We start from the raw sequence: 21,185 nt of genomic DNA, 5'->3' as shown, positions 1-21,185 counted from the left end.
TGTTGTCGTCCACGGTCGGCGGGTCCGGCGCCACACCGGCGGGCTGCCCCGGTGAATACCCTTGAGCTCCAGGCCCCCGACCACGAACCCACCGGTTCGACCCGGGGGATTCGTCCCTCGACGCCGGGAGGCGACGAAGGTCATCTGTGTCAGTCTACGGATGTCGCGGTGTCAGCCCGACGGCGACAAACCCTCAGACGAGTGAGGTCGACCGCACCAGTACTGCGATGGCCTCCAGATGGTGCGTGAGAGGGAATGCATCGAACCCCGCAATGGCTCGCACCCGATATCCCCGGGCGGTCCACAGACGCAGATCCCGCGCGAACCGGCCGACGTCGCAACCGACGTGCACCACCACCGGTGGACCCGCGGCGACGATGCCGTCGATCACCCGTGCCCCGGCGCCCGTCCGCGGCGGGTCGAGAACCACGACATCCGGTGTGGGAAGGTCACCGATGGCCTCCGCCACCTCGCCACGATGGCACCGCACCCGCGGATCGTCACCGAAGGTCACCTCGGCGGCCGCAAGTGCGCCGCCGTCGGAGTCGACGATGTCCACCCGACCGGCACCGACGTCGTCGAGGAGAGCAGCAGCGAACACACCCGCACCGCCGTACAGGTCCCAGCACGTCACCGGCTCACCCGTCCCGACGCCGACACCCCCGAGATACCGCCGCACGAACTCGGCGACCGTCGCGGCATACACCGAAGGTGCTGCGCGGTGACCCTGCCAGAAACCGGTCACCGGGATGCGCCAGCTACGGCCCCCCACCCGGTGCACCGCGGCCGCCTCTCCCTCGAGCACGGTCAGCGCACGAGCGCCCTCACGACCGCGTCGACGTCGTTGCGCCGACCGGCGGTCCGCACCCCGCCGGTCCGTGCCTCGACGCTGCGTTGCCCGACGCCGACCACCGGAACCGCCTCCGGGACTCGGTGGTGCCAGTTCGGTGATGTGACGGTGACCGTCGTCGTCGAGCACGATGGCGAGCTCGGCGCCCGGTGTGTATCCGGCGTCGACGCCGACGATCATCGTCGAATCGGGTTGCGCGCAGGGGTGTCCGACGACGATTCCCGCGGTCCCTCGTTCGTGCACCCCCGCACGACCGTCGGCGTCGACGGTCAGTCGGGTGCGGATCCGCCAACCCACCTCGGCGTCGTCGAGTGCGCGAACCGCCGCGGACGCATCCTCGAGAACGTCGAGGGTGTCCGGCGTGAAGCCGCCCACCCGAATCAGGACGTCACGGAGCACCTGCGACTTCAGAGTTCGCGCGTGGGCCGCCGCGACGAACGCGAAGTCGCAACAGCCTGCTCCGTGAACCGCTGCCGGACAACGGTTTTCGATGCGATAGGGCGACGGATCGAGAACGTCGCAGATCTCCGCGGAGAGAAATCCCGGCTTCTCTCCGACGATCGTCGCGGTCACGGTCTCACCGGGAATCGCGCCCCGGACGAACACGACCCGGCCGTCGGGTGCGTGGGCTATGGCGGTGCCGCCGTTCGCGGGCCGCTGCACAGCCAACGTCAGCAACTCGGGCGCACTCACGAGTCGGGGCCACCCAGGGCACGCCGGGTGTCACCGGGGGCGTTGTAGGACAGATCCGCCTTGCGGCGATCGGACGAAGTGAGCTGCCAGGGCACCGACGTCACCATCACCCCGGGCTCGAACAGCAGGCGCGTCTTCAACCGCAGAGCCGACTGGTTGTGCAGGATCTGCTCCCACCAATGCCCCACCACGTACTCCGGAATGAACACGGTGATGACATCGCGGGGCGACTCTCGTCGGACGCGACGGACGTAATCGATCACCGGGCGGGTGATCTCACGATAGGGCGACGCAATCACCTTGAGCGGCACCCGGATGTCGCTGGCCTCCCACTCCGACACCAGCCGCCGAGTGTCGCGATCGTCGACGTTGACCGTGATCGCCTCGAGCACGTCGGGGCGGGTGGCGCGGGCATACAGCAGGGCCCGCTTGGTGGCCAGGTGCAGCGTGGAGACCAACACCACCGAGTGGGTCCGGCTCGGCAACACCTGCTCGTCCTCGTCGGCGGCACGTTCGAGCTCGCGCTGGACCGAGGCGTAGTGGTGGTGGATCAGTTTCATGATCACGAACAGGATGACCATCGCCAGGATCGCGATCCAGGCGCCGGCGGTGAACTTGGTGATCAGCACGACCACCAGCACCGTCGCCGTCATGATCAGACCCACCGTGTTGATCACCCGGGATTGCATCATCCGCCGACGCGCACTCGGGTCGGTTTCGGTGCGCAACAACCGCGTCCAGTGCCGCACCATGCCCGTCTGGCTCAGGGTGAACGACACGAACACGCCGACGATGTAGAGCTGGATGAGCGCGGTCACCTCACCACCGAAGGCGATCACGAAGGCCATCGCTGCGACGGCAAGGAACACGATGCCGTTGCTGAAGGCCAGCCGGTCGCCGCGGGTGTGCATCTGGCGGGGCAGATAACGATCCTGGGCGAGCACCGACCCGAGCACCGGAAAGCCGTTGAAGGCGGTGTTGGCCGCCAGCATCAGGATCAGGGCGGTCACGGTCGCGACGAAATAGAACCCGATCGGAAAACCCTCGAAGACAGCGTGCGCCAACTGGGCGATCATGGCTTCCTGCTGGTAGCCGGGGGGCGCACCGATCAGGTCGGTCTCCGGATTCATCACGTATTTCGCGCCGATCCGCTCGGCAAGGAAGACGATGCCCAGCAGCAGCACGATCGCGATGCTGCCGAGAAGGAGCAGCGTCGTCGCGGCGTTGCGCGACTTGGGTTTCTGGAAGGCCGGAACCCCGTTGCTGATCGCCTCCACACCGGTCAGCGCCGCGCATCCGGACGAAAACGCACGCGCGATGAGGAACACGAACGCGATACCCATCAGGTGATTGTTCTCGGCCCTGATCTCGAAGTTCGCGGTCTCGGCCTGCACGTCGCGTCCCAGAACGAAGATCTCCAGGAATCCCCAGATGAGCATGCCCAGCACACCGAAGATGAAGGCATAGGTCGGAATTGCCAGCACCGACCCGGATTCTTTGAGCCCGCGCAGATTCACCGCCGCCAGCACGATGATTGCCGCGACACAGAACCAGACGCGGTGCTCGTGCACGAAGGGTATCGCCGCGCCGATGTTCTCCGCCGCCGACGAGATCGACACCGCGACGGTGAGGACGTAGTCGACCAGCAGCGCACTGCCGACCGTCAGGCCCGCGGTGGGACCGAGATTGACGGTGGCCACCTCGTAGTCACCGCCACCGGAGGGATAGGCGTGCACGTTCTGTCGATAGCTGGCGACGACGACCGCCATCACGATCGCGACCGCGATCGCCACCCACGGTGTGTACGCCAGGGCGGACAACCCGGCGACCGAGAGGACCAGGAAGATCTCCTGCGGCGCGTAGGCGACCGATGACATCGCGTCCGACGCGAACACCGGTAGCGCTATGCGCTTGGGCAGCAGTGTGTGGCCGAGTCTGTCGCTGCGGAATGGACGTCCCAGCAGCAGACGTTTCGTCGCGACGGACACCTTTGACACGGTGGACACCAGGCAACACTAGAACCTGCGATACCCGAAGGCCACCAGGACTCGCATCATCGGCCGGGCAGTACGGGTAGGTTCATCTCTGCATGGACGACGCGGTCGTTGGTGGCGTCGATGAATCCCTGCGCCGCCGAGTCGTGGGCGAACCCCACAGGCAAGTGATCGCCGGAAAGGGTGCACCGTGAAAGGACCGCTGTGCGAGTAGTCATCATGGGCTGCGGACGAGTCGGATCGGCGCTGGCGATGGCCATGCAGAAGCGTGGGCACGAGGTCGCGGTGATCGATCGTGACGCATCGGCCTTCGCGCGCCTCGGCGATGCCTTCACCGGTGATCGCATCGTCGGTGTCGGATTCGATCGAGACGTGCTGATCCGCGCCGGAATCGAGAAAGCCGACGCCTTCGCCGCCGTCTCCTCCGGAGACAACTCCAACATCATCTCCGCGCGCGTGGCACGCGAGACCTTCGACATCGAACGCGTGGTGGCCCGCATCTACGACGCCAAACGCGCGGCGGTCTACGAACGCCTCGGCATCCCGACGGTGGCGACGGTGCCGTGGACCACCGAACGTTTCGTCTCGGCCCTCGGCGAGACCTCGACCACCACCGAGTGGCGTGACCCGTCGGGGACGTTGGCGATCGCGCAACTCGACATCCACGAGTCGTGGATCGGGACGAGTTCGATCAAGTTCCAGGAGCGCACCGGCGCCCGGATCGCCTTCCTCAACCGCGTCGGTACGCCGGTGCTGCCGGAGGCGAAGACCGTTCTGCAGCAAAGCGATGTGGTGTTCGCCGCGGTGCTGCTCGACCGGTTGCCGGAGACACGCGCACTGGTGGCCGCTCCGCTGACCGACGACTGACCACCAACAACGGCCATTGATCTGATGGGCTGCCCATCCGCCCCGTCACCACCGTCTTCGACAGGAGAACGTCATGAGAGTCGCCATCGCCGGTGCCGGCGCCGTCGGGCGATCGATTGCCCGCGAGCTGCTCGTCAACTCGCACGAGGTCACCTTGTTCGAGCGCAAGTCCGATCACATCGACACCGACGCCGTCCCCGGCGCGCAATGGCTACTCGCCGACGCCTGTGAGCTGTCGAATCTCGAGTCGGCGAATCTGCAGTCCTTCGACGTGATGATCGCCGCGACCGGCGACGACAAGGCCAACCTGGTGGTGAGTCTTCTCGCGAAGACGGAGTTCGCCGTCAATCGGGTGGTCGCCCGGGTCAACGACCCCCGCAACGAGTGGCTTTTCGGCGAGGAGTGGGGCGTCGATGTCGCGGTGTCGACGCCGCGGCTGCTCGCCTCGCTCGTCGAGGAGGCGGTCTCCGTGGGAGATCTGGTGCGCCTGATGACATTCCGCCAGGGACAGGCCAACCTGGTCGAACTCACGTTGCCTGCGAACACGCCACTCGCCGGCCGCCCCGTTCACAAGCTTCAGTTGCCCAGAGATGCTGCGCTCGTGGCGATCCTGCGCGGCGGCAGGGTGATCGTGCCCGAACGCGACGATCCGCTCGAGGGCGGCGACGAACTGGTGTTCATCGCACCGGCCGAGGCCGAACCCGCGCTGCACGCCGCGATGCGGATCGAGTAGCCGCCAGATCCAGGGGCACACAGCCCCCGGCGGCAACGGTAGAGCCCGCACGTCGAGCCGGGCACTGCTCGCCGGGCAGCAGAAAGGCGGCCGCAGTGGGCCGCCTTCGTGGTGCGCTCCGTCAGTCCTCGTCGCCGTAGAGCTCGTAGTACGGGTTGTAGATCACCTTGGTGCCGTCATGCTCGCCGAGGCGACCCCGTACGGTCAACTTCCGGCCCGGTTCGATTCCCGGGATCCGGTTGCGTCCCAGCCATTTCAGCATCACGACGTCGGTTCCGTCGAAGAACTCGGCCCGGACTCCGCTCTTGGCGGTGCGCGAACACATCTCCACCGATCGCAGTTCCCCGTGCATGGTGACCTCGTCACCGCGGCAACACTCGACGGCGCGCTGAGCGCCGGTCGCTTCGGATTCGGCAGCGATCTGCTGCGCATCGGCGTTGCCGAGATCCTCGGTCAACCGCTTCGTCAGCCGCTTGAGATATCCGGCTGTCGGCATCGCAACCTCCAAGACGATGTGCCTTCGCCCAGTCGGGGTCGTGGTGCCTTGTGGGCCGGGCCTTGATGTAGTACTCGACGCCCCGACGTGGGTGCTTGGCCTCAGCGTAGACCCAAGCTCACGACGCGTACAGCGCACGGCATGATCGTGGCATGCCCGCGAATGACATACACGCCGTGACCAGCACGAATGGCAGGTCTCACACCGCGGTGTCGGCGCTCGTCGTGATGCCCGGAACAGGCTCGGACGCCGACTTCGTCCGGCGGGCTTTCGGTGCGGCCGCCGCGCGGATGGGTGTGGAACTGATCTCCCTGCAACCCGAGGAGGATCTCGTCGAGGGTCACCGCCGGCGCCTGGACGAATCGGCGGAACGGTACGGCCGGATTCTGGTGGGCGGCATCTCGATCGGAGCCGCCATCGCCCTCGACTGGGCACTTGGCGGCGGCGAGTCGGATCGGGCCCCCGACGGGTCGGATCGGTGCGCCGGGGTGTGGGCCGCCCTGCCGGCGTGGAGCGGGGTCGGCGACTGGACGCTCGCCGCCCAGAGCGCCGCGGCGACCGCACGGGCGCTGCGCATCGATGGGCTGGAGGCCACGATCGCCGCGATGCGCCACGGCAGTCCCACGTGGCTGGGTGCCGAACTCACCCGCAGCTGGCGGGCCCTGTACCCGGGTCTGGTCGGCCAGTTGGAGCAGGCCGCGCGGTATCGGGCCCCGACGGTCGACGACATCGCACACCTCGCCGTGCCCCTGGCGATCACCGCGGCAGCCGATGACCCGCTGCATCCGCTCGAGGTCGCGGAACATTGGTGTGCCGCGGCGCCCGAGGCGCACCTCGTGCGCGTGGGTCTGCACGAGTGGGGACAGGATCCGTCCGTTCTGGGGCGCTCCTGCGCGCGGGCGTGGGGTGAACTCGTGCGGTGAGCGCCGCCCAGGCCCGATCCAGCTCGGGGAACGGCTCAGCTCTTGGAACGGCTCAGCTCTTGGAACGGCGACGCCGGAAGCGCTGCATCGCCGAACCCGACGACGGCGGGATCGCCTCGGACTCCTCCTTGATCACGTCGGCGGCCGGGTCGGCCTCACGCACGAGGGTGGCCTGTTCGATCTGTTCGAGCGCACCGCCCGGGATGCGTTCGACGTCGATGTCCTCACCGAGATCGCCATCCACATCATCGTTGTCGACGCGGGTCTCGGCGACGTCCTCGGGTTGAGCCGGGGCGGGTACCGGTGAGGTTTCGGTGCCCGGTGCGGCTCCGGGCGGCACGGCACCGCCCATCTGCTGCGCCATCTGTTGCTGTGCGGCGGCCACCTGCTCGGCGAGGACCGGCGGCAAGACGATCGGGAGCATCTCCCGGGGCGGATGCGGGTCCTTGCCGCGCCGGACCACGGACTCGGCCAGCACCGCCCGAGCCAATTGGCTCAGCTGGTCCCGTGACTCGTCCGGACCGCTGGCCACACACCGGACCATCCATCGGGGACCGTCGACACCGATGAAGCGGTGGGCGCCACCGGGGACCTCCGCGAGGACCTCACGACCCCAGTGCGCATCCTCGACGCTCACGGTGGCACCTTCGTCGCGCAGGGAAGCCGCGAGCTCGCGCACGACCTCGCGCCACAGGCCCGGTGACCGTGGTGCCGCGAAGGCCGTCACGCTGATCCGGCCGTGCGGGGTGACGAGGTACACCGCCTCCGGCTGATGATCCGGGGACATCTCCACGGTCACCTGTCCCCCCTCGACCACGGGGACCAGCACCGAACCCAGATCCAGATGAGAGTTCGCCAATTCTTCGGCCGGCGTGGCCAATTCGTCGATGTCGTAGGGTCCACGCGCCTGCCCGACCCGCAGTTCGTCGTCCGCTGCCATCTTCTGTCTCAATCTCCTGCCCTCACCGCGAACCACGGTGTGCCGACCTTCCCGTGTGCAGGGTAATCGACGGGCCGACCGCGACGTCGGAGGTCAGCGGTAACGGTCGACGCCGGCCGGAAATGTCGGGGGATGCGCGTTCTTCAGGACTCGGGGCCGGACAGTGCGGCGTGGCCACCGCTGGACCCGTATCCACCGGCGCCGCGGCTGGTCTCGTCGAGCTCGTCGACCTCCACGAACGACGGGAGCTCGACACGCTGGATGACCAGTTGGGCGATGCGGTCGCCGCGTGCGATGTGGATCGGCTCGCTCGGATCGAGGTTGATCAGGCACACCTTGATCTCACCGCGGTAGCCGGCGTCGATGGTGCCGGGCGTGTTCACGATCGACAGCCCGGCGCGCGCCGCCAACCCGGATCGGGGATGAATCAGGCCCACCGTGCCCACCGGCAGTGCGATGGCGATCCCCGTGCCGACCAGTTGGCGACGGCCGGCGGGAAGTTCGAGGTCGATGGTGGAACAGAGGTCGACGCCGGCGTCGCCCGGGTGTGCCCGGGCCGGCAGCGGAAGATCGGGATCGAGGCGGCGGACCCGAACCGGTGGCAGCGAGTCGCTCGGACCAGGGGTGAGATCTGATGTCACGCTGGCAGACTACGCTGGCCCTGTGAGTGATCCCGAACCCAGCGAGTCCCATCCCGACGCCCAGACCGCAGGCAATGCCGTCGGGTCGGCCGGTGGCTCCGCAGCCGATCGGGCCACCGGGGGCGACACACGTTTCGACGAACGACTGAGCGTCCCGTGGTGGTGGTGGCTGGCCGCGGCGGTGGTGACCGGCGTGGTCGGGCACGAGATCGAGCTCTCGGCACACCGTTCGGGATGGGGATACCTCGGATACGTGGGTACCGCGATCGTGTGCGCGTTGGCGCTCTGGTCGATGGGTCGCACACGCATCCGGGTGACGACCGATGGCGAACTCCGGGCGGGCAAGGCGCGCCTGCCGCGTTCGGTGATAGCTCGAGGTGCGACGATCAGCGCCTCGGCGAAGAGCGCGGCCCTGGGACGCCAGCTCGACCCGGCCGCATTCCTGGTGCACCACGCCTGGGTCAAGACGATGGTGCTGTTGGTTCTCGACGACCCCGACGACCCGACCCCGTACTGGCTGGTGTCGACCCGTCGGCCCGGCGAATTGCTGGAAGCCCTCGGAGTGCCGGACGCCGCGGCGCCCTCATAAGGGTCACCGGCGACCCGGCCCGCCGTTCGCCGGGCAGCGCCCCGACGACCTCAGGCGCAGTCGACGCAGATCATCGACGAGCCGTTCTCACGGGCGAGTCGACTGCGGTGATAAACGAGAAAACAGCTGCTACAAGTGAACTCGTCGGCCTGCTTCGGGATGACCCGCACCGACAGTTCTTCACCGGACAGGTCCGCCCCGGGGAGTTCGAACGACTCCGCGGTGTCTGTCTCGTCGACGTCGACGGCCGCGGCCTGTGCCTCGCTGCGCCGCGCCTTCAGTTCCTCGAGCGAGTCCTCGTTCAGGTCTTCGCTCTCCGTGCGTCGTGGCGCGTCATAATCAGTAGCCATTGTGTGCCTTACCTGGTTGGAGGAGCGCACCACGCAGTCCTCGGCTTGTGACCGTCATGAACCCTGGGTGCCGTACATGCCGGGATTGTCTTGCCGGCGTACCTACAACGTCATGACCGGGGCGATTCGTTACCCATCGACCACCGGATCGTTGTGAAGTTGCTCACGTTTTGATGCCTACTCGCCTCGGGCTCGGGAGAGCGGGCGCCCGAAGCATAGTGGAGACATCGCACAGAGTCAATCACGCCGGTCACCGCCGCTCGGTCGGGCTCGATCGCCACTCGACGCAGCCCGTTCCTCTCCGCCACCCGGTGGGCGCGGAGAATGTCACGGTGCCATCTCTGGTCGGCGCCGCCTCCGATCCGGCGACGGACGGACCCTCTACAGTGGGCCCAAATCCGCTGGCGATGAAGGAGCGCAGTCCACGGTGGTCTCGCAGATTACGACCGGTTACCCCACCGATCACAACGGGCGACCGTATCGCCGACGCCGAAGCCGGCCCATTCTCATCGTGTTGGCCGTGCTCGCTGCCCTGGGGGTCATCGCCTGGTCGGTGGCGCTGGCGGGCTCGGAGGCCGACGCGACGCCCACCGACTGCAACGTTCCGACCCCGGCGAGTGCCTCCGCCACCGATTCCGCACCGGCCGACGCGGCCCCGGCGCCGACCTCCGCCGAACAACCGACCTCCACCGTCGTCGATCGCGACGACATGCTCAAGGTCGCTCCGGCGGCGCTGTCGACATTCCAGGTGCGGGTGCTCAACGCGTCCACACAGCGCGGCGCGGCACGCTCGGCGTCGGGCGATCTGACGGCGCAGGGTTTCACCCCGGCCAGCGACTCCGCCTACGGCGACGACCCGCTCTACCCCAACCACGATCTCAACTGTGTCGCGCAGATCCGCTTCGGCCCGGCCGGACAGGCGGCCGCGGCGGCGGTGTGGCTCGCGATCCCGTGCGCCCAACTCGTCAACGACGGACGTCGCGGCACCGACGTCGACGTCGCGCTCGGCGAGTACTACGAGGCCCAGGAGCAGTCCCAGGATGCGCAGGCGGCGCTGGAGGCGCTGCGGTCGGCGGATCCGAAGAACCCGCAGAGCGGCGTCGACCCGGGTCTGGTCAGCGCCGTGCATTCCCAGCGCTGCTGATCGCGCCCGCCGCGACCGGCGCGGGGTTCGGCCTCAGATCATGCCTGGGCGGGCAGCGCCCTCCGGGCATCGACCGAGTCGAGGAGTGCGATGAAACTCTCGGCGATCCCCGGTGCCACCGCGATCGTGGGATGACCGTCGTCCGAGCGTGAATCCGGCGGCGGCAACAGCACTCTCGCGCCCGCCTCGGCGGCGATGAGCCCACCCGCCGCCCAATCCCAGGGACTCAGGCCGTGTTCGATGTGCGCGTCGACGGCACCGCTGGCGACCATGCACAGATCAAGTGCGGCGGCCCCGATCCGGCGCAAGTCCCGCACCTTGGGCAGCAACTGCGCCACCAGCGCCCCCTGCGCACGCCGCCGGCGGGCGTCGTACCCGAAACCGGTGGCCACCAACGCCAGGCCCACCTCGTCGATGGCGTTGCATCGCAACGGGGTTCGCACTCCGTCGACGGTCATGACGGCACCGCCACCCAGCGTCGCCGAGTAGGTGACCCGCCGTGCGACGTCGACCACCGCACCCGCCACCGATCGCCCGTCGATCTGCGCGGCCACCGACACCGCATACGCCGGGATGCCGTACATGAAGTTGACCGTCCCGTCGATCGGGTCGACGACCCAGCGCACTCCGGTCGGCACGGCGACGCTGCCGCCGGCCTCCTCCCCGAGGACGTGGTCACCGGGCCGCAGCCGATGCAGCATCGCGCGGATCAGTGCCTCGGTCTCGGTGTCGGCCACGGTGACCGGATCGGTGGGCGTCGACTTGGTCGTCACCGCATCGTCGACGCCGTCCTCGGCCGCGCCGGGACCCGGTCCACCGAACAGTTCCGGCCGTCGGGTGCGCACGTGTGCGGCGGCCTCGTGCGCCACCGCAACCGCCACCGCGCCCAACGACGCCGGGTCGATGTCGGCCGCGCCCCCACCCGCCTCGGACACGTCCGAACTCCCGGACCGATGGTCGACGACACCCTGCCTGTCTGCGTGCTCCACCGTTCCATGTGAGCACACCCGCCGGCCGACGGTGCGATCGGGCAAGTCGGGCCCGGCGCCCCCGACGAGAGTTCTCCGCACACCCCTGCGACCTGCGCGCGGTGTCGATAGCCTGAAGACGCCGCGGCGAGCGTGATCGTCGGCCGGCACCCGACCATCGCCTGAGAGGACTCGCCATGACCGACTCCGCAGTGCCCGACTCCCCCACCACCGCAACGAATCTGGGCTTCGGCGTCGATGTCGGCGGGTCGGGCATCAAGGGCGGGATCGTCGACCTCGACACGGGTGCGCTGGTCGGCGAGCGGTTCAAGGTCCTCACCCCCAAGCCCGCGACACCCAATGCGGTCGCCGGGGGCGTCGCCGAGGTGGTGGCCCACTTCGACTGGGCCGGACCGGTCGGCATCACCCTGCCGGGCGTTATCACCGACGGTGTGATGCGGACCGCTGCCAACATCGATCCCGCCTGGATCGGGACCGACGTGTACGCCCTCTTCAGCGAGATGATGGGCGGACGGCAGGTGTCGGTGCTCAACGACGCCGACGCCGCCGGGATGGCCGAGGACGCTTACGGGGCGGGTAAGGGCGTCAGCGGCGTGGTTATGCTGTTGACCTTCGGTACCGGGATCGGCTCGGCCATCCTCATCAACGGAACCCTGGTGCCCAACACCGAACTCGGGCACCTCATCGTCGGCAACAAGGAGGCCGAGCACCAGGCGTCCTCACGGATCAAGGAGGAGAAGGGATGGTCGTATGGGAAGTGGACCCAGAAGGTGTCGACCGTTCTCAAGGAGTACGAGGCCCTGTTCTGGCCCAAACTCTTCATCGCCGGAGGCGGAATCAGCCGCAAGTCCGACAAGTGGATTCCGCTGCTGACCAACTCCACCCCGGTGGTGCCGGCCACCCTACTCAACACCGCGGGCATCGTCGGGGCCGCGATGGCCGTCAACCAGGGTCTCCGCGTCTGACCGTGACCTTGACACAGCCATCCTGACCAGGCCTTTGTCACATTCGGCCGGAGGGTGTCGTTACAATGGTCCGCACCGGCGACTTCACGCCGGATCAAGCCCTGATCAGCGACGGCTCACCGCTGCCGCAACGATAGACACGATTCGTATCCGAAAGGTTGTACGTGGCAGCCACCCAGACCCGCCAGAACGACGCCGAGGTCGAGGATCCGACGTCAACCGCCCCCGCGGCTGACAAGGCACCCGCGAAGAAGGTCGCCAAGAAGGCGGCCAAGAAAGCAACCGCCCGCAAGACCGCAGCAAAGAAGGCCCCGGCCCGCAAGGCTGCGAAGAAGACCGCCGCCAAGGCCGTGGCCACGGGCGCCGCCGATGCCACCGAGGATTCCGACGACGAGCCCACCTCGATCGACGACATCGACGTCCCCGACACCGAGCTCGACGACGTCGAGATCGATGACGTCGAGATCGACGACGACGCCGAGGACGAGTCCGAGGACGACTCGGACGACGACGAGGACGATGCCGAGGCCGACGGCGACGCCACCAAGACCGACGCGCCGGCACCGGCCGCCGCCACCGGTACCTCCAAGGCCACCGCAGCCAAGCCCAAAGAGGACGCCAAGGAGGCCAAGTCCGGCGACTTCGTCTGGGACGAAGAGGAATCCGAGGCCCTGCGGCAGGCCCGCAAGGACGCGGAACTGACCGCATCGGCCGATTCGGTGCGTGCCTACCTCAAGCAGATCGGCAAGGTCGCACTGCTCAACGCCGAGGAGGAGGTCGAACTTGCCAAGCGCATCGAGGCCGGCCTGTTCGCCACCGAGCGGTTGCGGCGCATGCTGGCATCCGGCGAGAAGGTGTCCACCGCCGCCAAACGAGACCTCAACTGGATCTCGCGCGACGGCAACCGGGCGAAGAATCACCTCCTCGAGGCCAACCTGCGTCTCGTCGTCTCGCTGGCCAAGCGTTACACCGGCCGCGGCATGGCCTTCCTGGACCTCATCCAGGAGGGCAACCTGGGCCTGATCCGTGCGGTCGAGAAGTTCGACTACACCAAGGGCTACAAGTTCTCGACGTACGCCACCTGGTGGATCCGCCAGGCCATCACCCGTGCCATGGCCGATCAGGCCCGCACCATCCGCATCCCGGTCCACATGGTCGAGGTCATCAACAAGCTCGGCCGTATCCAGCGCGAACTCCTCCAGGACCTCGGCCGCGAGCCGACCCCCGAGGAACTCGCCAAGGAGATGGACATCACGCCGGAGAAGGTGCTGGAGATCCAGCAGTACGCGCGTGAACCGATCTCGCTGGATCAGACCATCGGCGACGAAGGCGATTCGCAGCTCGGTGACTTCATCGAGGACTCCGAAGCGGTCGTCGCGGTCGACGCGGTGAGCTTCACGCTGCTACAGGATCAGCTGCAGTCCGTGCTGGAAACCCTCTCCGAACGTGAGGCCGGCGTCGTCCGACTCCGTTTCGGTCTGACCGACGGTCAGCCGCGCACGCTGGACGAGATCGGACAGGTCTACGGCGTGACGCGCGAACGCATCCGGCAGATCGAGTCGAAGACCATGTCGAAGCTGCGCCACCCGTCGCGGTCCCAGGTCCTGCGCGACTACCTGGACTGACAACGCCGCATCATCAGATCAACGCCCCGGCCGCATGGCCGGGGCGTTGATCGTTCACGGCCCCCTGTCGGCACCCGTGTCAAGGGTTGCGCCCGTGCTGATCGCGACCCCGGCACCGATGCGGTACCGCGCCCCGGTCACTCATAGGATGTCCGGCATGCCGCTTTCCGACATCCGAGGGCTCCCCGTGCTGGTCAGCCGTCGCCTCGTCGACCTGTTACGGGTCGCATCCATGCTGTGTCGGTGACCTGAGCGCGGGCACGCCCCCCCACACACACCTGCGCCGTCGGTCGCGATCTGTCCTCGCAACCGCTGATCGGCTCGCACCCTCACCGTCACCACCGAAAGACATCCACTGATGCGCACTCTCGTCCTCATCGGCCTCGTGGGCTTCGCCGCCCAACTCGTCGACGGCAGCCTCGGCATGGCCTACGGCGTCACCACGACCACCCTGCTGCTGGCGATCGGCACCAACCCCGCGGCGGCGTCGGCCACCGTCCACCTCGCCGAGATCGGCACCACCCTGGTCTCCGGCGTCTCCCACTGGCGGTTCGGCAACGTCGACTGGAAGGTCGTCCGCCGGATCGCGCTTCCCGGCGCCATCGGCGCATTCGTCGGCGCCACGGTCCTCTCGCACCTGTCCACCGAGGCGGCCGCGCCGGTGATGGCCGCCATCCTGCTGGCGTTGGGCCTCTACATCCTGGTTCGCTTCACCTTCTCCGGCATTCCCCGCGAACACCTCGGCAAGCCGCTGCGCAAACGATTCCTGTCACCTCTCGGCCTGGTCGCCGGGTTCGTCGACGCCACCGGTGGCGGCGGCTGGGGACCGGTCGGCACCCCGGCGATCCTGGCCAGCGGGCGTCTCGAACCCCGCAAGGTCATCGGATCGATCGACACCAGCGAGTTCATCATCGCGGTCGCGGCCAGCCTCGGATTCCTCGTGAGCCTCGGATCGCAGGGCATCAACTCCGCATGGGTGGGCGCCATCCTGGTCGGTGGTGTGCTGGCCGCACCCCTGGCCGCGTGGCTGGTGCGGCATGTGCCGCCGCGACTGCTGGGTTCCTCGGTCGGTGGACTGATCATCCTGACGAATACGCGCACCCTGCTGCGCGCCGATCTCGTCGACGTCCCCCGTCCGGCGCAGACGGTCATCTACACCGTCATCGTCGTGGCCTGGGCCGCCGCATTCGCCTACTCGCTGCGCGAATATCTGCGGGACCGCGACCTGGAGTCCTCCGACGCCATCAGCGCACTGCGGGAGGAACGCGAACGAGCCACCGAAGCGCCGTCCCCGGCCGTCGCCGCGGGCTGAGATCGCCGACCGCCCTTCACATTCCGCTCACGGTGAATGTGATCCACGTCGCGCCGCCGGTAACAGGGATTTGATCTCGTGTTGCGGGCGGCGCACGCGTGTTACGGGTGAGTGACGACACACGCCGACGGGTGCGCGGAACAATACGCAACCCCACAACGTCTGACACAGTGAGGTTGATGCATCGCCCGGATGTGTCGGCTCAAGAAGGAATGGCACCTGCGAGTGCCGGACCGGGACGGAGGAAACAATGCCTGACATCGCGACCACACCCCCGATCTCCCTGCCGTTGACCGCGTCGGACCGTTGTGACCGCTGCGGCGCCGCAGCGAAGGTGCGTGCCGTTCTCCCGAAGGGCGGCGAACTCCTCTTCTGCCGGCATCACTTCAATGAGCACGAGGCACGTCTCGTGGAACTGCAGGCGACCGTCGACGAATCTGCCGGCGAACTCGTCTGAACCGGTGTCCGGCCGAACCGGCCGGACCAACCGATCCGATCACACCCGATCGATCGGCCCCGATTTCCACACCGAGGGACCCACGACCCGGGTCCGGTGGCAGGCGCCACCGGTCCCGGGTCGTTTCGTGTCGCGGCCCGGAAGCCACCCGGCCGTGGGGCGAGGGTCAGCGCCACTCCCGCAGCGCCTGAATACGTTCACGCAGCTGATCGCCCGACGCCATCGCCGTGGGCGGTCCGCCGAGCTTGGCACGCAGTTCGCTGTGCACGACGCCGTGCGGTTTGCCCGTCCGGTGGTGATGCATGGCGACCAGGGTGTTGAGTTCCTTGCGCAGCGCCGCCAGATTCTCACCCGTCGCCCGCTGTGGTGCCTCGGCGGGTGGCGCCGACGCCGCCGCGGTGCGCTGCTCCACCTGGGTCTCCTGGCGTTTGCGCAGCAGCGCACGCACCTGATCGGCGTCGAGCAGGCCCGGCAACCCGAGATAGTCGGATTCCTCCTCGCTTCCCGAGAAGGTCGCGGTACCGAACGACGAACCGTCGAAGATCACCTGATCGAGTTCGGCGTCGGCGTGCAGCGACTGGAATCCGCGCTCGTCCTCCCCCGGCTCGTCCTTCTGCTTGTTGGCATCGATGAGCAGTGCGTCGTCCAGGCCGTCGCTCTCGCGATGCGGCTTGCCCAGGACGTGGTCCCGCTGCGCCTCCATCTCGCTGGCCAGGGTGAGCAGGACCGGTACCGACGGCAGGAAGACACTCGCGGTCTCTCCCGGCCGACGTGACCGCACGAACCGACCGATCGCCTGGGCGAAGAACAGCGGCGTCGACGAACTCGTCGCGTACACGCCGACCGCGAGCCGCGGCACGTCCACCCCCTCGGACACCATCCGGACCGCGACCATCCACTGGTCGTCGGACGCGGCGAACTCCGCGATCCGTGACGACGCCTTCGGGTCGTCGGAGAGCACCAGCGTGGGTGCCCGCCCGGTGATCGACTCGATCAGTTCGGCGTAGTCGCGGGCCACGGACTGATCCGTCGCGATCACCAGGCCACCGGCGTCGGGCATCCCGGCGGCACGGATCTGCCCCAGGCGCGTGTGCGCGGCCTGCAGCACCGCGGGAATCCAGTCGCCGTGCGGATCGAGCGCGGTTCGCCACGCCCGCGCAGTGTGTTCGGCCGACAACGGCTCCCCGAGACGCGCGGTGAACTCCTCACCGGCGTTGGTGCGCCAACTCGCCTGACCCGAGTAGGCCAGGAACACCACCGGCCGCACGACGCCGTCGGCGAGGGCATCGGAGTAGCCGTAGCTATGGTCGGCACGTGACCGCTGGCCGCCACCCGGCTCGGGTTCGTAGGTGACGAACGGGATCGGTGAGTCATCCGACCGGAACGGGGTTCCGGTCAGCGCGAGCCGGCGTTCGGCGTCGTCAAAGGCCTCCCGGATCGCCTCACCCCACGACTTCGCGTCACCACCGTGATGGATCTCGTCGAGGATGACCAGCGTGCGGCGGTTCTCGGTCCGCACCCGGTGCCGGGTCGGGTGTGCGGCCACCTGCGCGTAGGTCACCGCCACACCGTCGAAGTCGGTGCTCGTCTGACCGGCCGAGTTGCTGAACCGGGAATCAAGCGCGATCCCCACCCGCGCGGCCGCCTGGGCCCACTGATGCTTGAGGTGTTCGGTCGGTGTCACGACGGTGATCTGCTCGATGGTCCGATCGTCGAGCAACTCGCGGGCGACACGCAGCCCGAATGTGGTCTTGCCCGCGCCGGGCGTGGCCACGGCCAGAAAGTCCTTCGGGCCCTGCGCCAGGTACCGCGTCAGGGCCCGGCGCTGCCAGGCCCGCAGCGGCGGTCCCGAAACCGTGGGGACGACAACGTTTTCGGCAGAGGTCAAGGGTGCTGGCTCCGAGGGTCGGCAGTGCTGGACAGGGAAACACGGGCTGGGGACAGGGATCGCGATGGGGCGCAAGCGGTGACGCACCGCGCGGACGCGACAACTCTACCGAGCCCCTCGGGCCCTGCACCCGCCGACACTCCTGTGATATCCGCGTCCTCCTCCTCGGTGCGGCGTGTCGGCCACACCCCGCCCCGCGTGTCGCGCGTGGGGTGGTCGCCCATCGCCGGGCCTGATCGGGGATGCTGGACACATCAGCACCCGACGCCGCAATCCCGCACCGATGACCCCCGACGACACCGTGTCGCCGGGGGCACCCCGGCGACGGCGGCCCGACGTCACGGCCGGCGGTCCGGCGCCGCGCCCGGCGGGCGGTGGCCCGGCACCCGCGGGCGCGGGGGCCGACACCGATGTGATCGGTCCCGCCCGGCCCGTGACGCCGCATCCACCGCGCGGTGAGACCCCGACAGCACCGTTATCCGCTCCGCGACGCAACCCGGCGCCGGTGTCGGTGGAACTCGACGCGCCGGACGCACACCATCGGACGCTGTCGAAGGAACGTGACACCGCTCCGTCGGATCCGCGCACCGGTCAGGACGACCCGGCCGACGCTCCACCGCAGCCCCGCACGCCCGTGGTCCGCAACATCCCGACACTCGTCTGGCGCACGATCGTCAAGGCCTGGGATGACGGCATCGTCGGTTGGGCGGCGCAAGCGGCGTTCTGGCAGGCCCTCTCGTTGCCTCCGCTGCTACTCGGGCTGCTCGGCAGCGTCGGCTACGTGGCCGGGTGGTTCGGCCCGGACACCGTCGACGTCATCTACGAACGCATCCTGTCCTTCGCCCAACGCACCTTCTCCCCGAATGTCGTCGACGACCTGATCAAGCCGACCGTCGACAACGTCCTGGGCCGCGGCCGGGTGGGCGTGGTGTCGATCGGTTTCGTGCTGTCACTGTGGGCCGGGTCGTCGGCGGTGTCATGTTTCGTCGCCTCCATCGTGCGTGCCCACGACCAGCACGAGGTCCGAAACCCGGTGTGGCAACGCATCTTCGCGCTGCTGCTCTACCTGGCGTTCCTGACCGTCGCGGTGCCGCTGCTGCCGTTGGTGGCGTTGGGCCCCAACTACCTGCGCGACATCGTTCCCGAGTCCTGGGACCCGTTGGTGACCTCGGCGATCAACATCGGCTACTTCCCGTTCGTCGCGCTGCTGCTGTTGCTGGTGCTGACCACGCTGTATCACCTGGCGCTTCCGAACCCGCTGCCGTGGCATCGACTCGTCGGCGGCGCCGTCGTCGCGGGAATCGCTTTCTGGGTGGCGAGCTACTTCCTGCGTCTCTACCTCGCCGCCATCACCCGCGCCGGCTACAGCTACGGCGCGCTCGCAACCCCGATCGCTTTCCTGCTGTTCACATTCTTCCTGGGGTTCGCCATCGTGATCGGTGCCGAGTTCAATGCGGCGGTGCAGTCGCTGTGGCCGGCCAAACCGGCCGTCACCATTCACGTCCGCAAGTGGGTGCACAGTCAGACCGCGGAGGTCACCGAGCAACTCAAGACGTTGCCGGACCGGCTGTCGAGCGGACCGATCCGACGCAATCGGTCCGACGACGGGTGACGCCGCCCGGCGGCGCCGGCACTCAGCTCTTCCGCATCCGGTTGTAGATCTTCTTGCACTTCGGGCAGACCGGTGAGCCGGGCTTGGCCGAACGTGTCACCGGGAAGGTCTCCCCGCACAGCGCGACGACATGATTGCCCATGACGGCACTCTCGGCGATCTTGTCCTTCTTGACGTAGTGGAAGAACTTGGGGCGATCGTCATCGCCGTGGTCGGTGGCGTCGGCGTCGGGCCGCTCGTCTGTCCGGGTGTCGGTGTCGATCCGCTCGTCGAGATCGGGACGCTCAATGGTTTCGGTGGGCATGGCTTCTATTGTGCGCCACGACCGGCCCGGGTCACCAGCGCGCGAGCAGCGACCCGACCCCGACATGTCCGCCGAACCCGACGGTGCGCGCGGTCGACGAAAGTGGGACAGTGGATCCATGGGTGATCAACACGACGCGGCGCAGCGATCCACGGGAGATCGCCGGAACGCCGACGCCTTCCTGATCACCGGTGCACCCACGCCGTACGACGAGCAACATCGTGCCCGGGTGCGCAAATACCTCACGCTGATGGCCTTCCGCGTCCCGGCGCTGATCATCGCGGGCATCGTGTACTCGTCGACGGGTTCGGGCTGGTGGGCCCTGGCGATCATCGCGGCGTCGATTCCGCTGCCCTGGGTCGCGGTGCTGATCGCCAACGATCGTCCGCCCCGCAAACGCGGCGAGGTTCCGCAGTACAAGTACGGACCCGATCATCACGTGGTGGGACCACCGGCGCTGGGCCCCTCGGGCCGCAGCATCGACTCGACGACCGTCGACGGGCCGCACGAGAACTGACGGGCCGCACGAGAACTGACGGGCCGCACGAGAACTGACGGGCCGCCCCGGAGCGGCCTCGTCGTCCCGAGCACGTCACCGGCAACGCCCGCGCGGGGTGCGTGATCGTGTTCCGGCACTTCACCATCTCAGCAACTTCTCAGCAGCTCCGGCAGCCACTGTTGCGTTTGCGCAGCTCACCGCACTCGTGACAGCGGGGGCGCCAGCACGTCCGGGGAACTTTCGTCCACACATCCGCGTTGGACCGGTTGTATGCACCTAAGTCAGGAGGCCGGAATGTCACGCTCCACCGTTGCTCGCTCCACCACGTCGTTCACTGATCTCACCGACGCACCCAGCACCTCCACACGACCCGCCATGACCGAGCAGGATCTCGACGCTCAGTCACCCGCGGCCGATCTCGTTCGTGTCTATCTGAACGGGATCGGTCGCACCGCACTGCTCAACGCCGAGCAGGAGGTCGAACTCGCCAAGCAGATCGAGGCCGGCCTGTACGCCAAGCACGTGTTGGCGACCAAGAAGCGGTTGTCGGCCGCGAAGAAGCGCGATCTGAACACGGTCATCCGCGAGGGTGAGATGGCCCGCTCGCATCTACTCGAGGCCAACCTGCGCCTGGTGGTGTCGCTGGCCAAGCGCTACACCGGACGCGGTATGCCGTTGCTCGACCTCATCCAGGAGGGCAACCTCGGGCTGATCCGTGCGATGGAGAAGTTCGACTACGCCAAGGGCTTTAAGTTCTCGACCTACGCCACCTGGTGGATCCGGCAGGCGATCACCCGCGGCATGGCCGATCAGAGCCGCACGATCCGGCTGCCCGTCCACCTCGTGGAGCAGGTCAACAAGATCGCCCGGATCAAGCGTGAACTGCATCAGCAGCTCGGACGGGAGGCGACCGACGACGAGTTGGCCACCGAGTCGGGCATCCCGGCGGAGAAGATCGCCGACCTGCTCGATCACAGCCGTGATCCGGTGAGCCTGGACATGCCCGTCGGCAGTGACGAGGAGGCACCGCTCGGCGACTTCATCGAGGACGCCGAGGCGACCTCGGCCGAGAACGCGGTGATCGCCGGACTGCTGCACTCCGACGTGCGGGCCGTGCTCGCGACGCTCGACGAGCGCGAGCAGCAGGTGATCCGGATGCGCTACGGACTCGACGACGGGCAGCCCCGCACGCTCGATCAGATCGGCCGGATGTTCGGACTCTCCCGCGAGCGGGTGCGTCAGATCGAACGCGAGGTGATGGGCAAGCTGCGTCAGGGCGACCGCGCCGAGCGTCTGCGCGCCTACGCCAGCTGA

Annotated in this window: 21 protein-coding genes; 12 read left to right on the top strand and 9 right to left on the bottom strand. The window is 68.1% G+C overall.

The genetic code is table 11. The features are described 5' to 3' along the window. Positions 1 to 193: 193 nt before the first annotated feature. On the bottom strand, positions 194 to 1,543 hold the full coding sequence (locus ACWETB_RS08095) for a class I SAM-dependent RNA methyltransferase (RefSeq protein WP_449744631.1): 1,350 nt from the start codon (positions 1,541 to 1,543) through the stop codon (positions 194 to 196). Beyond that, positions 1,540 to 3,549: an APC family permease gene (locus tag ACWETB_RS08090; protein ID WP_452210441.1), complete on the bottom strand. Its 2,010-nt coding sequence runs from the start codon at positions 3,547 to 3,549 to the stop codon at positions 1,540 to 1,542. The genes ACWETB_RS08095 and ACWETB_RS08090 overlap by 4 nt, the downstream gene beginning before the upstream one ends. A gap of 192 nt (positions 3,550 to 3,741) precedes the next feature. Here ACWETB_RS08090 and ACWETB_RS08085 point away from each other — a divergent pair, with 192 nt between their 5' ends. Together ACWETB_RS08085 and ACWETB_RS08080 are read left to right on the top strand one after the other, a co-directional pair. Next, positions 3,742 to 4,404: a potassium channel family protein gene (locus ACWETB_RS08085; RefSeq protein WP_449744633.1), complete on the top strand. Its 663-nt coding sequence runs from the start codon at positions 3,742 to 3,744 to the stop codon at positions 4,402 to 4,404. Positions 4,405 to 4,477: 73 nt separating this feature from the next. Beyond that, the gene (locus ACWETB_RS08080; protein ID WP_348803599.1) at positions 4,478 to 5,137 is read left to right on the top strand and encodes a potassium channel family protein; all 660 of its coding nucleotides are present in this window, start codon (positions 4,478 to 4,480) and stop codon (positions 5,135 to 5,137) included. 121 nt (positions 5,138 to 5,258) lie between these two features. Here the strand turns inward: ACWETB_RS08080 and ACWETB_RS08075 are convergent, their stop codons facing one another. Further along, the gene (locus tag ACWETB_RS08075) at positions 5,259 to 5,633 is read right to left on the bottom strand and encodes an OB-fold nucleic acid binding domain-containing protein (RefSeq protein ID WP_449744635.1); all 375 of its coding nucleotides are present in this window, start codon (positions 5,631 to 5,633) and stop codon (positions 5,259 to 5,261) included. A 176-nt stretch (positions 5,634 to 5,809) separates the two neighbouring features. Between ACWETB_RS08075 and ACWETB_RS08070 the strand changes: the two genes are divergently transcribed. Next, complete coding sequence (locus tag ACWETB_RS08070; protein ID WP_452210438.1) at positions 5,810 to 6,556, top strand: alpha/beta hydrolase; 747 nt, start codon at positions 5,810 to 5,812, stop codon at positions 6,554 to 6,556. A 52-nt stretch (positions 6,557 to 6,608) separates the two neighbouring features. Here ACWETB_RS08070 and ACWETB_RS08065 read toward each other — a convergent pair whose 3' ends face one another. Further along, positions 6,609 to 7,496, bottom strand: a complete 888-nt coding sequence (locus ACWETB_RS08065; RefSeq protein WP_449744637.1) for a DUF3710 domain-containing protein — start codon at positions 7,494 to 7,496, stop codon at positions 6,609 to 6,611. 143 nt (positions 7,497 to 7,639) lie between these two features. Next, complete coding sequence (gene dut, locus ACWETB_RS08060) at positions 7,640 to 8,137, bottom strand: dUTP diphosphatase (protein ID WP_348803595.1); 498 nt, start codon at positions 8,135 to 8,137, stop codon at positions 7,640 to 7,642. Positions 8,138 to 8,159: 22 nt separating this feature from the next. On the opposite strand from dut, the gene ACWETB_RS08055 reads away from it, so the two are divergent. Next, complete coding sequence (locus ACWETB_RS08055; RefSeq protein ID WP_449744638.1) at positions 8,160 to 8,726, top strand: DUF3093 domain-containing protein; 567 nt, start codon at positions 8,160 to 8,162, stop codon at positions 8,724 to 8,726. Positions 8,727 to 8,776: 50 nt separating this feature from the next. Here the strand turns inward: ACWETB_RS08055 and ACWETB_RS08050 are convergent, their stop codons facing one another. After that, complete coding sequence (locus tag ACWETB_RS08050; RefSeq protein ID WP_348803593.1) at positions 8,777 to 9,076, bottom strand: DUF4193 domain-containing protein; 300 nt, start codon at positions 9,074 to 9,076, stop codon at positions 8,777 to 8,779. 427 nt (positions 9,077 to 9,503) lie between these two features. Between ACWETB_RS08050 and cei the strand changes: the two genes are divergently transcribed. Next, the gene (cei, locus tag ACWETB_RS08045) at positions 9,504 to 10,220 is read left to right on the top strand and encodes an envelope integrity protein Cei (RefSeq protein WP_452210435.1); all 717 of its coding nucleotides are present in this window, start codon (positions 9,504 to 9,506) and stop codon (positions 10,218 to 10,220) included. Between the two features lie 38 nt (positions 10,221 to 10,258). Here the strand turns inward: cei and ACWETB_RS08040 are convergent, their stop codons facing one another. Further along, entirely contained in the window at positions 10,259 to 11,155 is an 897-nt protein-coding gene (locus ACWETB_RS08040; protein ID WP_449744640.1) for an inositol monophosphatase family protein, read from the bottom strand. Between the two features lie 230 nt (positions 11,156 to 11,385). Here ACWETB_RS08040 and ppgK point away from each other — a divergent pair, with 230 nt between their 5' ends. From ppgK to ACWETB_RS08020, 4 genes are all read left to right on the top strand, one after another. Continuing rightward, positions 11,386 to 12,174 (top strand): polyphosphate--glucose phosphotransferase, encoded by a 789-nt coding sequence (ppgK, locus tag ACWETB_RS08035; protein ID WP_449744641.1) that lies wholly within the window; start codon positions 11,386 to 11,388, stop codon positions 12,172 to 12,174. A gap of 164 nt (positions 12,175 to 12,338) precedes the next feature. Further along, positions 12,339 to 13,799 carry an RNA polymerase sigma factor gene (locus ACWETB_RS08030; protein ID WP_452210433.1) on the top strand — a complete coding sequence of 487 codons (1,461 nt, stop codon included), beginning with the start codon at positions 12,339 to 12,341 and terminating at the stop codon, positions 13,797 to 13,799. Between the two features lie 358 nt (positions 13,800 to 14,157). Then, positions 14,158 to 15,111, top strand: a complete 954-nt coding sequence (locus tag ACWETB_RS08025; RefSeq protein WP_452210431.1) for a sulfite exporter TauE/SafE family protein — start codon at positions 14,158 to 14,160, stop codon at positions 15,109 to 15,111. A 250-nt stretch (positions 15,112 to 15,361) separates the two neighbouring features. Continuing rightward, entirely contained in the window at positions 15,362 to 15,568 is a 207-nt protein-coding gene (locus ACWETB_RS08020; RefSeq protein ID WP_348803585.1) for a DUF7455 domain-containing protein, read from the top strand. Between the two features lie 166 nt (positions 15,569 to 15,734). Here the strand turns inward: ACWETB_RS08020 and ACWETB_RS08015 are convergent, their stop codons facing one another. Continuing rightward, positions 15,735 to 17,456, bottom strand: a complete 1,722-nt coding sequence (locus ACWETB_RS08015; protein ID WP_452210429.1) for a DEAD/DEAH box helicase — start codon at positions 17,454 to 17,456, stop codon at positions 15,735 to 15,737. 283 nt (positions 17,457 to 17,739) lie between these two features. Here ACWETB_RS08015 and ACWETB_RS08010 point away from each other — a divergent pair, with 283 nt between their 5' ends. After that, a complete protein-coding gene (locus ACWETB_RS08010) occupies positions 17,740 to 19,068 on the top strand; it encodes a YihY/virulence factor BrkB family protein (RefSeq protein WP_452210427.1) in 1,329 nt (442 codons plus the stop codon). A gap of 22 nt (positions 19,069 to 19,090) precedes the next feature. Here ACWETB_RS08010 and ACWETB_RS08005 read toward each other — a convergent pair whose 3' ends face one another. Next, positions 19,091 to 19,372, bottom strand: coding sequence for a DUF3039 domain-containing protein (locus tag ACWETB_RS08005; protein WP_348803581.1), 282 nt, complete (start codon positions 19,370 to 19,372; stop codon positions 19,091 to 19,093). A 118-nt stretch (positions 19,373 to 19,490) separates the two neighbouring features. On the opposite strand from ACWETB_RS08005, the gene ACWETB_RS08000 reads away from it, so the two are divergent. Together ACWETB_RS08000 and ACWETB_RS07995 are read left to right on the top strand one after the other, a co-directional pair. Then, positions 19,491 to 19,889, top strand: a complete 399-nt coding sequence (locus ACWETB_RS08000; protein ID WP_449744646.1) for a DUF3099 domain-containing protein — start codon at positions 19,491 to 19,493, stop codon at positions 19,887 to 19,889. Between the two features lie 276 nt (positions 19,890 to 20,165). Further along, a complete protein-coding gene (locus ACWETB_RS07995; protein WP_449744647.1) occupies positions 20,166 to 21,185 on the top strand; it encodes a sigma-70 family RNA polymerase sigma factor in 1,020 nt (339 codons plus the stop codon).

It is taken from the genome of Gordonia sp. NPDC003950 (assembly GCF_053605205.1).
Note: the sequence above shows the minus strand (reverse complement) of the source record. Positions and strands in the feature narration are given on the sequence as shown.

Coding starts and splice junctions, on each gene's coding strand:
- ACWETB_RS08080 (WP_348803599.1), top strand. CDS start 4,478: ATGAGAGTCGCCATCGCCGGTGCCGGCGCCGTCGGGCGATCGATTGCC.
- ACWETB_RS08075 (WP_449744635.1), bottom strand. CDS start 5,633: ATGCCGACAGCCGGATATCTCAAGCGGCTGACGAAGCGGTTGACCGAG.
- ACWETB_RS08065 (WP_449744637.1), bottom strand. CDS start 7,496: ATGGCAGCGGACGACGAACTGCGGGTCGGGCAGGCGCGTGGACCCTAC.
- ACWETB_RS08050 (WP_348803593.1), bottom strand. CDS start 9,076: ATGGCTACTGATTATGACGCGCCACGACGCACGGAGAGCGAAGACCTG.
- ppgK (WP_449744641.1), top strand. CDS start 11,386: ATGACCGACTCCGCAGTGCCCGACTCCCCCACCACCGCAACGAATCTG.
- ACWETB_RS08025 (WP_452210431.1), top strand. CDS start 14,158: ATGCGCACTCTCGTCCTCATCGGCCTCGTGGGCTTCGCCGCCCAACTC.
- ACWETB_RS08020 (WP_348803585.1), top strand. CDS start 15,362: ATGCCTGACATCGCGACCACACCCCCGATCTCCCTGCCGTTGACCGCG.
- ACWETB_RS08010 (WP_452210427.1), top strand. CDS start 17,740: ATGACCCCCGACGACACCGTGTCGCCGGGGGCACCCCGGCGACGGCGG.
- ACWETB_RS08005 (WP_348803581.1), bottom strand. CDS start 19,372: ATGCCCACCGAAACCATTGAGCGTCCCGATCTCGACGAGCGGATCGAC.
- ACWETB_RS08000 (WP_449744646.1), top strand. CDS start 19,491: ATGGGTGATCAACACGACGCGGCGCAGCGATCCACGGGAGATCGCCGG.
- ACWETB_RS07995 (WP_449744647.1), top strand. CDS start 20,166: ATGTCACGCTCCACCGTTGCTCGCTCCACCACGTCGTTCACTGATCTC.